Genomic DNA, 14,430 nt, shown 5'->3' on the forward strand with positions numbered 1-14,430 from the left:
ACCGTGCGACCTGCAAGGATGACCGGGGGAAGAGGGGAAGAGGGGGTAGGCGATGCCTCGGTGGAAAGCCCTGCCGGAGGATCTGGACCCGCAGATGAGGGAGTTCACCGTCCGGTTGCGGCAACTGGCCGACCGCGGTGGCCTGAACACGGCGGCCCTGGCCGACCGCACGGGCTACGGCAAGACGTCCTGGGAGCGCTATCTGGACGGCCGGCTCCTCGCCCCGAAGGGCGCGGTCATCGCCCTCGCCGAGGCCACGGGCACCGACCCCGGCCCGCTGACCACCCTGTGGGAACGGGCCGAACGGTCCTGGACCCGGGCGGAGTCGAACGACGACCACACGTTCCAGGCCATCGACATCACCGACTCCCGAGCGGCCCTCGGCGACCTGGCCGGGACGGGGAAGACGGCACGCGTCCCCGGAACGAAGCCGGCGGGCCCGACCGGCGGCACCGGGGGGCGTGACGGAGCGACCGTCCGTCGGGCCGGGGGGCCGGCTGACGGCACGGCCGGGGCCGTGTCCGCGGGATCGGCCGGCGTCGCTGGGGGGAAGTCCGCGGGTGCGACCGTGAAGCGGGCCGCGGGGGCCGCCGGTGCCGCCGCCACGGGTACGTCCCCGCGCGCGTCCGGGGGGCCGGACGGCCGGAAGGACGCCGGCACGGGTGAGGGCGGTGGTCTCGCGGCCGCACGGGCAATCGCCGGTCCCGCCGGTGTCCCGCCGAGGATCCCGGCCCAGCCGGCCGCCTCACAGGCCGACGGCATCCGCGACGGCGTGCCGGACGGTACGGCGACCGGCGGCGACGGGGGCGGCGGTGACGGCTCGGCCACGGCGGGGGAGAGCGGCCGGGGTACGGCGCCGGGCGCCGGCCCGGACGCCGCGGACAGCGCCGGTACCGCGTCCTCCGCTGACGCCCGTACCGCGTCCGGCGATGCCGAGCCGCCCGTCCGTAACTCGTGGGGGGTGGCCGGTTACCGGGGTCCGTCGAAGGCGAGCGTCCGCCCGGGCACCCGGCCCGGCCCGGCGCGGACCCCGTCCTCCTCGCCCCTGAGCCCGGACACGCCCGCCCGGTCCCCGGGCCTCCCGGCCGGGACCCCGGGGGTGCCGGCTCGGTTCCCGGACGCCGCGGGCGGAGGCCCGAACACCTCCGCCTGGCCCCCGGGCCTCACCGTCGGAACCCCGGCCGTGCCTCCCCGCACCCCGGGCCTCACCGCCGGAACCCCGACCACCGCCCTGCGTACCCCGGCCGTCCCCGCCGCAGCCCCGGCCGGCCCCGCCCGTACCCCGGGCGGCGCCGGCGGAGCCGCCGGAGGCCGGCGGTGGTCCGTGCACCGGCAGCAGGTGGCGATGTTCTTCGCGGGACTCGTCGGGGTGGGCGTGCTCATCGCCGGTTTCCTCTTCGTCACCCGGCAAGGCGGGGACGGGCGGGACGCGGGTGCCCGTACGCCGGCCTCCCCGTCCGCCCCCGCACGGCCGAGCCCGCCCCCCGGCGTGAAGTGCGTCGGCGCCTCCTGCACCGGCAAGGACGCCGAGGCCATGGGGTGCAGCGGTGACCTGGTGAGCACCGCGAAGACCGCCACCGTCGGCACCACCACCCTGGAGGTCCGCTACAGCAAGACGTGCGGAACCGCCTGGGGCCGGATCACCGGCGGCGCACCGGGCGACACCGTACGGGTGACCGTGGGCAAGGTCCGCCAGACGGGCGACATCACCGCCGTGGGGGACACCATCGGCTACACCCCGATGGTCGCCGTGCACGGCCCGGCACAGGCCAGGGCCTGCGCCACGCTCGCCTCGGGCGAGACCGGCTGCACCGACTAACCGACCAGGTGCGCTGTCCGGGGGCGGCGGGGCGGAAGAAACGGAAGGGGAATTTCCGGAGGCGACGCATACCCGGCCGGATCCTGGGCACGGGACGGGTGTTCCCCCCACGGGAGTCCGGCACGCCGGCACCCCCACCGGCGGCCGTCTCCGTCCCCCCCTCTCCCGGACGGACGGCCGCCGCTTCGTACCCCCGCGCACCGCTCCCGGCAGGTGATACGTCCCCCTGATCCCCTTGTGGGGTGAGCCACACAGCCCCGGACATCTCACCTGCCGGATGCGCGATAGCCTGACCGCTGGATCTCTCTTGACGCCAAGAGATCGATCATCCGCCCGGGGCAGGGACGCCCCACCGCCAGCTGTCATACGGAGAACGCCATGACCCGCACTCCCGTGAACGTCACCGTCACCGGCGCGGCCGGCCAGATCGGTTACGCCCTGCTCTTCCGCATCGCCTCGGGCCAGCTGCTCGGCGCGGACGTGCCGGTCCGCCTGCGCCTCCTGGAGATCACCCCGGCCCTGAAGGCGGCCGAGGGCACGGCGATGGAGCTGGACGACTGCGCCTTCCCGCTGCTCCAGGGCATCGACATCACCGACGACCCGAACGTCGCGTTCGACGGCGCCAACGTGGCCCTGCTGGTGGGCGCCCGTCCGCGCACCAAGGGCATGGAGCGCGGTGACCTGCTGGAGGCCAACGGCGGCATCTTCAAGCCGCAGGGCAAGGCCATCAACGACCACGCGGCGGACGACATCAAGGTCCTCGTCGTCGGCAACCCGGCCAACACCAACGCGCTCATCGCGCAGGCCGCCGCGCCGGACGTCCCGGCCGAGCGCTTCACCGCGATGACCCGTCTGGACCACAACCGCGCCCTGACCCAGCTGGCGAAGAAGACGGGCAGCAGCGTCTCCGACATCAAGCGGCTCACCATCTGGGGCAACCACTCCGCCACCCAGTACCCGGACATCTTCCACGCCACGGTCGCCGGCAAGAACGCCGCCGAGGTCGTGGGCGACGAGAAGTGGCTGGCGGAGGAGTTCATCCCGACCGTCGCCAAGCGCGGTGCGGCGATCATCGAGGCCCGTGGCGCGTCCTCCGCCGCCTCCGCCGCCAACGCCGCGATCGACCACGTCCACACCTGGGTGAACGGCACCGCCGAGGGCGACTGGACCTCCATGGGCATCCCGTCGGACGGTTCCTACGGCGTTCCGGAGGGCCTGATCTCCTCCTTCCCGGTCACCTGCAAGGACGGCAAGTACGAGATCGTCCAGGGCCTGGACGTCAACGAGTTCTCCCGTGCCCGCATCGACGCCTCCGTCAAGGAGCTCGAGGAGGAGCGCGAGGCGGTCCGCGGCCTCGGCCTCATCTGATCCGACGTGGTGCGGCCCGGCGCCGGTGCGCTATAGTTGATCACGCACCGGCCGCCGGAAAACCCGGCACCAGGTGATGCGTTGGTGGTCCAAGGAAAGACGCCCCGCTTCCTGCGGGGAGATGCAGGTGCAAGGCCTGCCCGGCGCTCCACGTACGAGGTCCCCTTCCGCGATGGCGGAGGGGGACCTCGTTCGTTGTGCGCCTGCGCGTTCTCCCGCGCGACCGCGCACGGGAACTGACGCCCCGTCGGTCAGGTGTGCTCCAGTTCGCGCTGGAGTGCGGAGATGTCCACGGACTGCGCCGGGGCCGGGGTGGCGGACGGGACCGGCTCGTCGTAGCCCGTGAAGGTCAGGTCCTGGTCGGTGCCGGCGCCCCGGTGCGTGGCCCGGACCAGGCGGTGCGGGCCGGCCGAGGTGACGTAGAGGGTGATCCTCCTCCCGCGCTCGGTGCCGGTCAGCGGGATCACCTTCGTGCCGTCGATCCTCGTCTCCCCGCCCTTGGTCAGCGCGGTGTGCGGGGAGGACTCGGCGGCGGCCTCCTTCTGGAAGACGGTCAGGTCGCAGGTGCCGGACATGCCCCGCAGCGCGCCCTGGTTCGTCGAACCGTGCAGATAGCGGTTCCTCAGGCGCGCGGCCACGGCATCGCCCCGGTGGTCCGGCAGCTGAGCCTTCCAGAACGCGGTGTCCGGCTTCATCCACACCTGGTCACCCCGCTTGACCAGGGCGACGCTGCCGCCGTCGTCGCCCATGACCAGCTTGCCCACGCAGTTGCCGCCGCGGTCGAGCGTCAGCTCCAGCGAGGCCGGGGCGCTGCGGTCGTCGCGGGCACGGTGATCCGTGAACACGACGTGCACCGAGTGCGCCGCCAGCAGGCGGCCGCGCGCCTCGTCCGCCAGGGCGCGCGCACTCGGGCCGTTGGTGGCGGGGGAGTCCGGGAGGCCGGAACCGGAACGTGCCGTGGCCGGCGGAGCGGCCGCCGCGGCGGCCGGAGCGTGAGCCGTGGCGGGCGCGGCGGGGGCCGTACCCGGCGGCACGAGCGGGGCCAGCAGGGCCGCGGTGATGCTTGCCCCCGCACAGAGTCGCGCTCCATGAGCCATGGCGCCCCCTTCCGACGCCCCTCCTCACCCTACGTTTGTCGCTTTTCAGCCGCATTTTCAGTGACGCAGCACACTTTCGGCCACCGATTGCGCATGCGACGCACCGGCCCCGGGCAGGCGGCGACGGTCCCCAGCCGAGACGGCCCCGTCACGCAGGGGAACGGATCGAGAACGGAAGGCAGCACCGATCATGGCGGACAGAACGGAACGAGACACCCGCGCCACCATCCACGCCGGCGGCGAGTGGCTGGCGGCGATCTCCGGCGCGACCCGGGAGATCCTCGACCCCGCGGACGCCCGGCCGTTCGCCGTGGTCGCCGAGGGCGACGAGAAGGACACCGAACGCGCGGTGGCCGCCGCCCGGCACGCCTTCGACCGGGGGCCCTGGCCGCGCACCCCGGTCGCCGAGCGCGCCGCCCTGCTGCGCCGCGTCGCCGACCTGCTGGTGCGCGACCGCGAGGAACTCGGCCTGCTGGAGAGCCGGGACGCGGGCAAGACCGTCGAGGAGGGCCGCGTCGACATCGACTGCGTCGCCGACGCCTTCCGCTACTTCGCCGACCTGGTCGCCGCCGAGGCCCCGGGCCGGGTCGTCGACGCGGGCTCGCCCGACATCCACAGCGTGGTCGTCCACGAACCGGTCGGCGTCTGCGCGCTGATCACCCCCTGGAACTACCCGCTCCTCCAGGCCAGCTGGAAGGTCGCCCCGGCGCTCGCGGCCGGCAACACCTTCGTGATCAAGCCCAGCGAGATCACCCCGATGACCACCATCGCGCTGATCGAGCTGCTGGCCGAGGCCGGCCTGCCCGCGGGCGTGGCCAACCTCGTCACCGGCCCCGGCCACACGGTCGGCGCCCGGCTCGCCGAGCACCCCGACGTCGACCTGGTCTCCTTCACCGGCGGTCTGGCCAGCGGCACCAAGGTCGCCCAGGCCGCCGCGCCCACCGTCAAGAAGGTCGCCCTGGAACTCGGCGGCAAGAACCCCAACGTGGTCTTCGCCGACGCCTGCGCCACCGAGGAGGGCTTCGACACCGCCGTCGACCAGGCCCTCAACGCGGCCTTCATCCACAGCGGCCAGGTCTGCTCGGCCGGCGCCCGCCTCATCGTCGAGGAGCCGGTCCGCGAGCGCTTCGTCGCCGAACTCGCCCGCCGCGCCGCGAAGATCCGCCTGGGCCGGGGCACCGAGGAGGGCGTCGAGTGCGGACCGCTCGTCTCCGAGCAGCAGCGCGCCAAGGTCGAGGCGTACGTCGCCTCCGCGCTCGAAGAGGGCGCCGTACTGCGCTGCGGCGGCAAGCGGCCGGAGCCGTCGCCGCAGCGCCCCGAGGCCGGTTACTTCTACGAGCCGACCGTCCTCGACGCCTGCCACCGCGAGATGCGGGTCGTCCGGGAGGAGGTCTTCGGCCCGGTCCTCACCGTCGAGACCTTCCGCACCGAGGAAGAGGCCGTCCGCCTCGCCAACGACACCGAGTACGGCCTCGCGGGCGCCGTCTGGACCTCCGACGCCGGCCGGGCCCGCAGGGTCGCCGCCCGGCTGCGCCACGGCACCGTCTGGATCAACGACTTCCACCCCTACCTGCCGCAGGCGGAGTGGGGCGGCTTCGGCAGGAGCGGCACCGGCCGCGAGCTGGGGCCCGCCGGCCTCGCCGAGTACCGCGAGACCAAGCACGTCTACCAGAACCTCGCGCCCAAGCCGGTGCGCTGGTTCGCCGGCTGAGCCCCGTCCCGCCAGCAGTACGTCCCCCTCTGGAGCAGCACCCCCATGTCCCACACCACCCACGTCTACGACTACGTCGTCATCGGCGGCGGCACGGCGGGCTCCGTCATCGCCTCCCGCCTCACCGAGGACCCCGACGTCACCGTCGCCGTCATCGAGGGCGGCCCGAGCGACGTCGGCCGCGACGACGTCCTCACCCTGCGCCGCTGGATGGGCCTGCTCGGCGGCGAACTCGACTACGACTACCCGACGGTGGAACAGCCCCGCGGCAACTCCCACATCCGGCACAGCCGCGCCCGCGTCCTCGGCGGCTGCTCCTCGCACAACACCCTCATCTCGTTCAAGCCCCTGCCCTCCGACTGGGACGAGTGGGAGGAGGCCGGCGCCAAGGGCTGGGGCGCCGTCCCCATGGAGGCCTACTTCGCCCGCCTCAAGAACAACATCGTCTCCGTCGACGAGAAGGACCGGAACGCCATCGCCCGCGACTTCGTCGACGCGGCCCGGTCGGCGCTCGGGGTACCCCGTGTCGAGGGCTTCAACCGCGAGCCGTTCACCGACGGGGTCGGCTTCTTCGACCTCGCCTACCACCCCGAGACCAACAAGCGCTCCTCGGCGTCGGTGGCGTACCTGCACCCGGTGATGGACGAGCGCCCCAACCTCCGCATCTTCCTGGAGACCTGGGCGTACCGGCTGGAGCTGGACGGCACCCGCGCCGAGGGCGTCCACGTGCGCACCAAGGACGGCGAGGAACTGCTGGTCCGCGCCCGCGAGGAGGTCGTCCTGTGCGCGGGCGCCGTCGACTCCCCGCGCCTGCTGCTCCACTCGGGCATCGGCCCCGCCGAGGACCTCCGGGCGCTGGGCATCCCCGTCGTCCACGACCTGCCGGGCGTCGGCGAGAACCTGCTCGACCACCCCGAGTCGGTCATCGTCTGGGAGACCCACGGCCCGATCCCGGAGAACTCCGCGATGGACTCCGACGCGGGCCTGTTCGTCCGCCGCGACCCCGCGCACCCGGGCCCGGACCTGATGTTCCACTTCTACCAGATCCCGTTCACCGACAACCCGGAGCGCCTCGGCTACGAACGCCCGCGCCACGGCGTGTCGATGACCCCGAACATCCCCAAGCCGAAGAGCCGCGGACGCCTCTACCTGACCAGCGCCGACCCCGCCGTCAAGCCGGCGCTCGACTTCCGCTACTTCACCGACGAGGACGACTACGACGCGCGGACCCTCGTCGACGGCATCCGCATCGCCCGTGAGATCGCCAGGACCGAGCCGCTGGCCGGCTGGCTCAAGCGCGAGGTCTGCCCCGGCCCCGAGATCCTCGGCGACGCCGAGCTGAGCGAGTACGCCCGCAAGGTCGCGCACACCGTCTACCACCCGGCCGGCACCTGCAGGATGGGCGCCGCCGACGACGAACTCGCCGTCGTGGACCCCGGGCTGAGGATCCGGGGCCTCGAAGGCATTCGCATCGCCGACGCGTCCGTCTTCCCGACCATGACCGCCGTGAACCCGATGATCGGGGTGCTCATGGTCGGGGAGAAGGCCGTCGACCTGATCGGAGGTGACCGATGAGTCTCACCGTCCCCACCCGCAAGCCGCCCACCACCACCGAGTCCGTCTTCTCGGTGTCCGGACTGTGGAAGGTGTTCGGCCCCAGGCCCGAGCGCGTCCCCGAGGACCCCGCTCTCGCCACGCTGACCCCCGCCGAACTCCGCTCCCGCACCGGCTGCACGGCCGCCGTGAGGGACGTCTCCTTCGACGTCCGCAAGGGCGAGGTCTTCGTCGTGATGGGCCTGTCCGGCTCCGGCAAGTCCACCCTCGTCCGCTGTCTGACCCGCCTGATCGAGCCGACGGCGGGCACGATCGCCATCGACGGCGAGGACGTCCGCGCGATGGACAAGGCCCGGCTGCGCGAGCTGCGCCGGCACCGGGCCGCGATGGTCTTCCAGCACTTCGGCCTCCTCCCGCACCGCACGGTCCTCGACAACGTCGCCTACGGCCTGGAGATCCAGGGCGTCGGCAAGTCCGAACGCCGCGAGCGCGCCGCCGAGTTCGTCGCCAAGGTCGGCCTCGAAGGCATGGAGAAGCGCCGCCCCGGCCAGCTCTCCGGCGGCCAGCGCCAGCGGGTGGGCCTCGCCAGGGCGCTGGCGGTGGACCCCGAGGTGCTGCTCTTCGACGAGCCGTTCAGCGCCCTGGACCCCCTCATCCGGCGTGACATGCAGGACGAGGTGACCCGCCTGCACCGCGAGGAGGGCCGCACGATGGTCTTCATCACCCACGACCTCACCGAGGCCCTCAAACTCGGCGACCGCATCGCCCTCATGCGCGACGGCCAGGTGGTCCAGCTGGGCACCCCCGAGGAGATCGTCGGCGACCCGGCCGACGACTACGTCCGCGAGTTCGTCCGGGACGTGCCGCGCGAACAGGTGATGACGGCCCGCCGGGCCATGCGGCCGCTCTCCTCGGACGACACGGAGACCGGCCCGGCGATCCGCCCGGAGGCCACGGTCGCGGAGGCCATCGAGGCGGTGGCCCGGGCCGGCGAACCGGCCCGTGTGATGGACAAGGGCCGCTGCCTCGGCGTAGTGGACCCCGAGCAGCTGCTCGGCGTGGTGGCGGGCGTGGACGCGCCCGCGGCAGGCGAGGCGGCCGCCGGCACCCGTGCCGCCAGGACGGCGCCCGTACCGCGGAAGGCGGCATCCCGCCGGCGCGGACGAGCGCCCCAGCCCCCGGCCGGCACCGCCCCGGAGGCCGTCTGATGGCAACACTCACCGTCCCGACCCCCGGCACCGGCAAACCCCGCGTCCTCAGAAGCCGGGCCGCGGGCAAGCTCCTCCTGCTCGCCCTCCTCACCGCGGTCCTCCTGCCGCTCCTCGACCGCTGGGGCAACGGCTCCTGGCCGCACGCGCTGACCGTCCACCTGGACAGACCCCTCACCACCGCCAGCGACTGGGTCATCGACAACCGGGACAGCCACCCCCTGTTCCTGTACTTCTTCGGCTACGTCAGCAACGCCGTCATCTGGGCCGTACGAGCCGTCTACCTCACCCTCCTCGCGGCCGGCTGGGCAGGCGTGACGGCCTTCGCCGCGCTGCTGGCCTGGCGCGTGGCCGGTGTCCGCCTGGCCGCCGGAACGGCCGTGGCCTTCCTCGCCTGCGGCGTCCTCGGCATGTGGGTCCCGACCATGCAGACCCTCGCGCTGATGGCCGTGGCGGTCCTCGCCTCCGTCGTCGTCGGCGCGCTCCTCGGTCTCGCCGCCGGCCTCTCCGACCGCCTGGACCGCGCCCTGCGCCCGGTCCTGGACACCATGCAGGTGCTCCCGGCCTTCGCCTACCTCCTCCCCGTCGTCCTGGTCTTCGGCATCGGCGTCCCCGCGGCCGTCCTCGCCACCGTCGTCTACGCCGCCCCGCCGATGGCCCGCCTCACCGCGCTCGGCCTGCGCGGTGCCGACCCCGAGGTCCTGGAGGCCGTGGAGTCGCTCGGCGCGACCCGGCGCCAGCGGCTGCTGACCGCCCGCATCCCGCTGGCCCGCAAGGAACTCCTCCTCGGCCTCAACCAGACGATCATGATGGCGCTGTCCATGGCCGTGATCGCCGCCGTCATCGGCGCCGGCGGCCTCGGCGACCGCGTCTACCAGGCCCTCGCCTCGGTCGACGTCGGCGCCGCCCTCGCGGCCGGCATCCCGATCGTGCTGCTCGCGGTGGTCCTGGACCGCGTGACCGCCGCCGCCGGCGACGGCACGACCCGCCCCCGCACGATCGGCTGGCCGTACGCCCTCGCCGTCACCGTGGCCGTCGCCCTCGCCACCCGCCTCCTCGGCGCGTCGGACTGGCCCGGCGGCTGGACCCTCGGTATCGCCGAGCCGGTCAACCGGGCCGTCGACTGGATGACCGCCCACCTGTACTCCGGTGTCCCGGTCGTCGGCGGCACCGCCGACTGGGCGGGCCACTTCACCACCTGGGTCCTGGACCCCGTACGGGACGGCCTGCAGTGGCTGCCCTGGTGGTCGGTGCTGCTCGTCGTCGCCGCCCTGGCCTGGCTGATCGGCACCTGGCGCACCGCGCTGACCGCCGTCCTCGCCATGGCCGCGATCGGTGTGCTCGGCGTGTGGGAACCGTCGCTCGACACCCTCTCCCAGGTGCTGGCCGCCGTCGCCGTCACCCTCGTCCTGGGCTTCGCGACCGGCATCGCCGCCGCCCGCAGCGACCGCGTCGAACGCGCCCTGCGCCCGGTCCTGGACGTCTTCCAGACCATGCCGCAGTTCGTGTACCTGATCCCGGTCGTCGCGCTGTTCGGCGTGGGCCGCGCCCCCGCCGTCGCCGCGGCCGTCGTCTACGCCCTGCCCGCCGTCGTGCGGATCACCGCGCAGGGCCTGCGCCAGGTCGACCAGGCCGCGCTGGAGTCGGCGCGCTCGCTGGGCGCGACCGGCCGCCAGCAGCTGTGGCAGGTCCAGCTCCCGCTGGCCCGGCGCGCGCTGTTGCTCGCCGTCAACCAGGGCGTGGTGCTGGTCCTCGCCGTCGTGATCATCGGCGGCCTGGTCGGCGGCGGCGCCCTCGGCTACGACGTCGCCTTCGGCCTCGCCCAGGGCGACCTGGCGACCGGTCTGGTCGCCGGTGCCGCCATCGTCTGCCTGGGCCTGATGCTGGACCGGGTGACCCAGCCGACCGAGCGGCGCGCGAAGAAGGGAGCCTGACATGCGACGTCGTACGACCGCCCTGGTGGGCTCGCTGGTGCTGCTGACCGCGACCGGCTGCGGCGCCGCCGACATGACCAAGCAGGCCTCGCCCTTCGCGAACGCCGGGGGCGCGAAGTCGGTCACCCTGTCCGTGCAGTCCTGGGTGGGCGCGCAGTCCAACGTGGCCGTCGCCCAGTACATCCTCCAGCACGAGCTCGGCTACCGCGTGGACACCGTCCAGGTCGACGAGGTGCCCGCCTGGGACGCGCTCAGCCAGGGCCGGGTCGACGCACTCCTGGAGGACTGGGGCCACCCGGACCAGGAGAAGCGGTACGTCCGGGACAAGAAGACGATCGCGCGCGGCGGCGACCTCGGGGTGACCGGGCACATCGGCTGGTTCGTGCCGACGTACCTCGCCAAGGAGCACCCGGACATCACGGACTGGCGGAACCTGAACAAGTACGCCTCGCTCTTCCGCACCGCGGAGAGCGGCGGCAAGGGCCAGCTGATGGACGGCTCCCCGTCCTACGTCACCAACGACAAGGCGCTGGTGAGGAACCTGAAGCTGGACTACCAGGTGGTCTTCGCCGGTTCCGAGGCGGCCCAGATCACCCAGATGAAGCAGTTCGCCAAGGAGAAGAAGCCCTTCCTGACCTACTGGTACTCGCCCCAGTGGCTGTTCGAGAAGGTGCCGATGACGGAGGTGAAGCTGCCGCCGTACAAGGAGGGCTGCGACGCGGACGCGGCCAAGGTGGCCTGCTCCTACCCGCACACCCCGCTCCAGAAGTACCTCAACGCCGACTTCGCGAAGTCCGGCGGGAAGGCCGCGGCCTTCCTGAAGAGGTTCCGGTGGACCACGCGGGACCAGAACGAGGTCTCCCTGATGATCGCCGAACAGAAGCTGGACCCGCAGGAGGCGGCGAAGAAGTGGGTGGACAGCCACCCCGCCGTGTGGAAGAAGTGGCTGTCCTGACCGGCGTCAGGCCGGCAGGCCGCCGGCGATCTCCCGCAGCGCGTCGCCGGCCCGCCGCTGGAGGGCCGGCCCGAAGGTGATCCGGGTGGCCCCGAGTCCGCCGAGCACGGCGGGCGCGGGGCCGTCCCCGTCCGGCCCGGCCAGCACGTTCAGCGGGCCCGGGATCCCTGCCCGCAGCAGGGGCAGCACGGCCACGGGGGCGAGGATCGGGTACACGCAGTCCGCGCCCGCCGCGACGTACGACGCGGCCCGCTCGACGGCCCGTCCCACATCGCCGTCACCGTGGACGAAGGTGTCCACGCGGGCGTTCACGAACAGCCGGCCGGCGGCCGCTTCCCGGACCTCGGCGAGATACCCGGCGTGCTCGTGCGGGTCCTTGAGGACGCCCCCCTCGGAGTCCTCCAGGTTGCAGCCGACGGCCCCCGCCTCCAGCAGCCGCTCCACCAGCTCCCGCGCGCCGAGCCCGTACCCTGCCTCGACGTCCGCCGACACCGGCACGTCCACGGCCCGCGTGATCCGCGCGACCGCCGCGAACATCTCGTCGGCCGGGGTGGCGCCGTCCGCGTACCCGAGGGACGCGGCGATCGCGGCGCTCGGTGTGGCCAGCGCCGGGAACCCGGCGGCCTCCAGCACCCGCGCGCTCGCCGCGTCCCACGGCCCGGGCAGCACCAGCGGGTCCCCGGGGGCGCGCTCCCGGTGGAGCGCGCGGAACCGCTCGGCCTTGTCCCGCGCCGGGCCGGGGCTCACCCGTGCTGGCCGGGCTGGTAGTGGCCCGGGGTCATCCGGAAGGTCACGCCGAACCGGTTCCAGGCGTTGATCACCGTGATCGCGGCGACCAGCTGGGCCAGTTCGGCCCCCTCGAAGTGCTCGGCGGCCCGCTCGTACACCTCCTCCGGCACGAAGCCGTCCGTGAGCACGGTGACGGCCTCGGTCAACTCGATCGCGGCCAGCTCCTTCTCGGTGTAGAAGTGCCGGGACTCCTGCCAGGCACTGAGCTGCACGACCCGCTCGACGCTCTCACCGGCGGCGAGGGCGTCCTTGGTGTGCATGTCCAGGCAGAACGCGCAGTGGTTGAGCTGCGAGGCGCGGATCTTCACCAGCTCGTACAGCTTGGGGTCCAGGCCGCGCTTCGCGACGCTGTCCAGGCGCACCATGGCCTTGTAGACGTCGGGGGCGTGCTCGGTCCAGGGCAGGCGCGGGGCTTCTTCGGCGGCGTACGTGACGGTTTCCTGTGCAGTGGTCATGCCTCGACCCTAGGAGTGAGGCAGCCCAGGAGTATGGTCCATTTCCATGGCGGAATCGTGGGCCACTCTGGGCGTCGACCTGCACCTCGAACCGAGCGGTTCGGGCGGCCTGCGCCGGGGGCTGACCGACGCCCTGCGGGACGCGGTCCGCTCCGGCCGGCTCGCCCCCGGCACCCGGCTGCCGTCCTCCCGCTCCCTCGCCGCCGACCTCGGCATCGCCCGCAACACCGTCGCCGAGGCCTACGCCGACCTGGTCGCCGAGGGCTGGCTCACGGCCCGCCAGGGCTCCGGCACCCGAGTGGCACCCGGCACGGCCCCCGGCACCCGCACCCCCACCGCCGCCCCCGCGCGGCCCCCCGGCACCGCCCCGGCGACCTCCCACCGCGCCCCCACCCGGCCGCTCCACGACCTCGTCCCCGGCACCCCCGACCTCGCCGCCTTCCCGCGCACCGAGTGGCTGAAGGCCACCCGCCGGGCCCTGGCCACGGCCCCCTTCCACGCCTTCGGCTACGGCGACCCGCGCGGCCGCCCCGAACTGCGCACCGCCCTGGCCGGCTACCTCGCCCGGGCCCGCGGGGTGCGCACCGACCCCGACGCGATCCTGGTCACCGCGGGCTTCTCGCACGCCCTGACCCTCCTCGGCACGGTGCTGCGGGCCCGCGGGGTGCGCACGGTGGCCGTGGAGTCGTACGGCCTGGACGTCCACTGGGCGCTGCTGCACGGCGCGGGCATGGCCACGCCCGCGCTGCCGTACGACGCCCTGGGCACCGATCCCGTCGTGCCCAGGAGCGCCGGCGCGGTGCTGCTGACCCCGGCGCACCAGTTCCCGATGGGCACCGCGCTGCATCCCGACCGGCGGGCCGCCGTCGTCGCCTGGGCCCGGCGCACCGGCGGGCTGGTCCTGGAGGACGACTACGACGGCGAGTTCCGCTACGACCGCCAGCCCGTCGGCGCCCTCCAGGGGCTCGCCCCCGACCGGGTCGTCTACCTCGGCACGGCCAGCAAGTCCCTCGCGCCCGGGCTGCGGCTGGGCTGGATGGTGCTCCCGCCGGCCCTCGCGGCGGAGGCGGCCCGGGCCAAGGGCCAGGCCGACAGCGTCGGGGTCCTGGAACAGCTCACCCTCGCGGAGTTCCTCACCTCCGGCGCGTACGACCGCCACGTCCGCTCCTGCCGCCTGCGCTACCGGCGCCGCCGCGACGCCCTCGCCACCGCCGTCACCGAGCGGGCACCGGGGGTGGAGGTCACGGGGATCGCGGCCGGCCTGCACGCGGTCCTGCGGCTCCCGGCCGGCACCGAGGAGTCGGTGGTCCAGGCGGCGGCATGGCAGGGCCTGGCCCTGCACGGCCTCTCCTACCACCGCCACCCCGAGGCCGTCACCGAGCCCCTGGACGCCCTGGTCGTGGGCTACGGCACCCCGCCGGACAGCGCGTGGGCGGGAGCGCTGGAGGCGCTGTGCCGGGTGCTGCCTTGAGAAGGACCGGCGGAACAGGGGCGCGGGGAACCGCGCGCTCGGCCCCATGCGCGCCGCACCCGCCGGACG

Annotated in this window: 11 protein-coding genes; 8 read left to right on the top strand and 3 right to left on the bottom strand. The window is 74.0% G+C overall.

Going from position 1 to position 14,430, the window contains the following annotated elements:
• Positions 1-52 precede the first annotated feature (52 nt).
• Positions 53-1,819 (top strand): helix-turn-helix domain-containing protein, encoded by a 1,767-nt coding sequence (locus tag LG395_RS29760; protein WP_225811817.1) that lies wholly within the window; start codon positions 53-55, stop codon positions 1,817-1,819.
• Positions 1,820-2,197: 378 nt separating this feature from the next.
• Complete coding sequence (locus LG395_RS29765; protein ID WP_171153489.1) at positions 2,198-3,187, top strand: malate dehydrogenase; 990 nt, start codon at positions 2,198-2,200, stop codon at positions 3,185-3,187.
• A 251-nt stretch (positions 3,188-3,438) separates the two neighbouring features.
• On the opposite strand, the gene LG395_RS29770 is transcribed toward LG395_RS29765, so the two are convergent.
• A complete protein-coding gene (locus LG395_RS29770) occupies positions 3,439-4,284 on the bottom strand; it encodes a hypothetical protein (RefSeq protein WP_225811818.1) in 846 nt (281 codons plus the stop codon).
• Positions 4,285-4,474: 190 nt separating this feature from the next.
• Between LG395_RS29770 and LG395_RS29775 the strand changes: the two genes are divergently transcribed.
• From LG395_RS29775 to LG395_RS29795, 5 genes are read left to right on the top strand one after another with little or no spacing between them, the layout of a single operon-like run.
• Positions 4,475-5,995 (top strand): aldehyde dehydrogenase family protein, encoded by a 1,521-nt coding sequence (locus tag LG395_RS29775; protein ID WP_225811819.1) that lies wholly within the window; start codon positions 4,475-4,477, stop codon positions 5,993-5,995.
• 45 nt (positions 5,996-6,040) lie between these two features.
• Positions 6,041-7,570: a GMC family oxidoreductase gene (locus LG395_RS29780; RefSeq protein WP_225811820.1), complete on the top strand. Its 1,530-nt coding sequence runs from the start codon at positions 6,041-6,043 to the stop codon at positions 7,568-7,570.
• Positions 7,567-8,757, top strand: coding sequence for a quaternary amine ABC transporter ATP-binding protein (locus LG395_RS29785; protein ID WP_225811821.1), 1,191 nt, complete (start codon positions 7,567-7,569; stop codon positions 8,755-8,757). Before LG395_RS29780 ends, LG395_RS29785 begins: the two co-directional genes overlap by 4 nt.
• Positions 8,757-10,691 (top strand): ABC transporter permease, encoded by a 1,935-nt coding sequence (locus tag LG395_RS29790; RefSeq protein ID WP_225811822.1) that lies wholly within the window; start codon positions 8,757-8,759, stop codon positions 10,689-10,691. Before LG395_RS29785 ends, LG395_RS29790 begins: the two co-directional genes overlap by 1 nt.
• Position 10,692: 1 nt before the next feature.
• Positions 10,693-11,646, top strand: coding sequence for an ABC transporter substrate-binding protein (locus LG395_RS29795; RefSeq protein ID WP_225811823.1), 954 nt, complete (start codon positions 10,693-10,695; stop codon positions 11,644-11,646).
• Between the two features lie 6 nt (positions 11,647-11,652).
• Here LG395_RS29795 and LG395_RS29800 read toward each other — a convergent pair whose 3' ends face one another.
• Both LG395_RS29800 and LG395_RS29805 read right to left on the bottom strand, forming a co-directional pair.
• Positions 11,653-12,393, bottom strand: a complete 741-nt coding sequence (locus LG395_RS29800; RefSeq protein ID WP_225811824.1) for an isocitrate lyase/PEP mutase family protein — start codon at positions 12,391-12,393, stop codon at positions 11,653-11,655.
• Positions 12,390-12,890, bottom strand: a complete 501-nt coding sequence (locus tag LG395_RS29805; RefSeq protein WP_171153475.1) for a carboxymuconolactone decarboxylase family protein — start codon at positions 12,888-12,890, stop codon at positions 12,390-12,392. The genes LG395_RS29800 and LG395_RS29805 overlap by 4 nt, the downstream gene beginning before the upstream one ends.
• A 46-nt stretch (positions 12,891-12,936) precedes the next feature.
• Here LG395_RS29805 and pdxR point away from each other — a divergent pair, with 46 nt between their 5' ends.
• Positions 12,937-14,361: a MocR-like pyridoxine biosynthesis transcription factor PdxR gene (gene pdxR, locus LG395_RS29810; RefSeq protein WP_225811825.1), complete on the top strand. Its 1,425-nt coding sequence runs from the start codon at positions 12,937-12,939 to the stop codon at positions 14,359-14,361.
• Positions 14,362-14,430 lie beyond the last annotated feature (69 nt).

The organism is Streptomyces spinosus, assembly GCF_020400655.1.
In the GTDB taxonomy this organism is placed as follows: Bacteria; Actinomycetota; Actinomycetes; order Streptomycetales; family Streptomycetaceae; genus Streptomyces; species Streptomyces argyrophylli.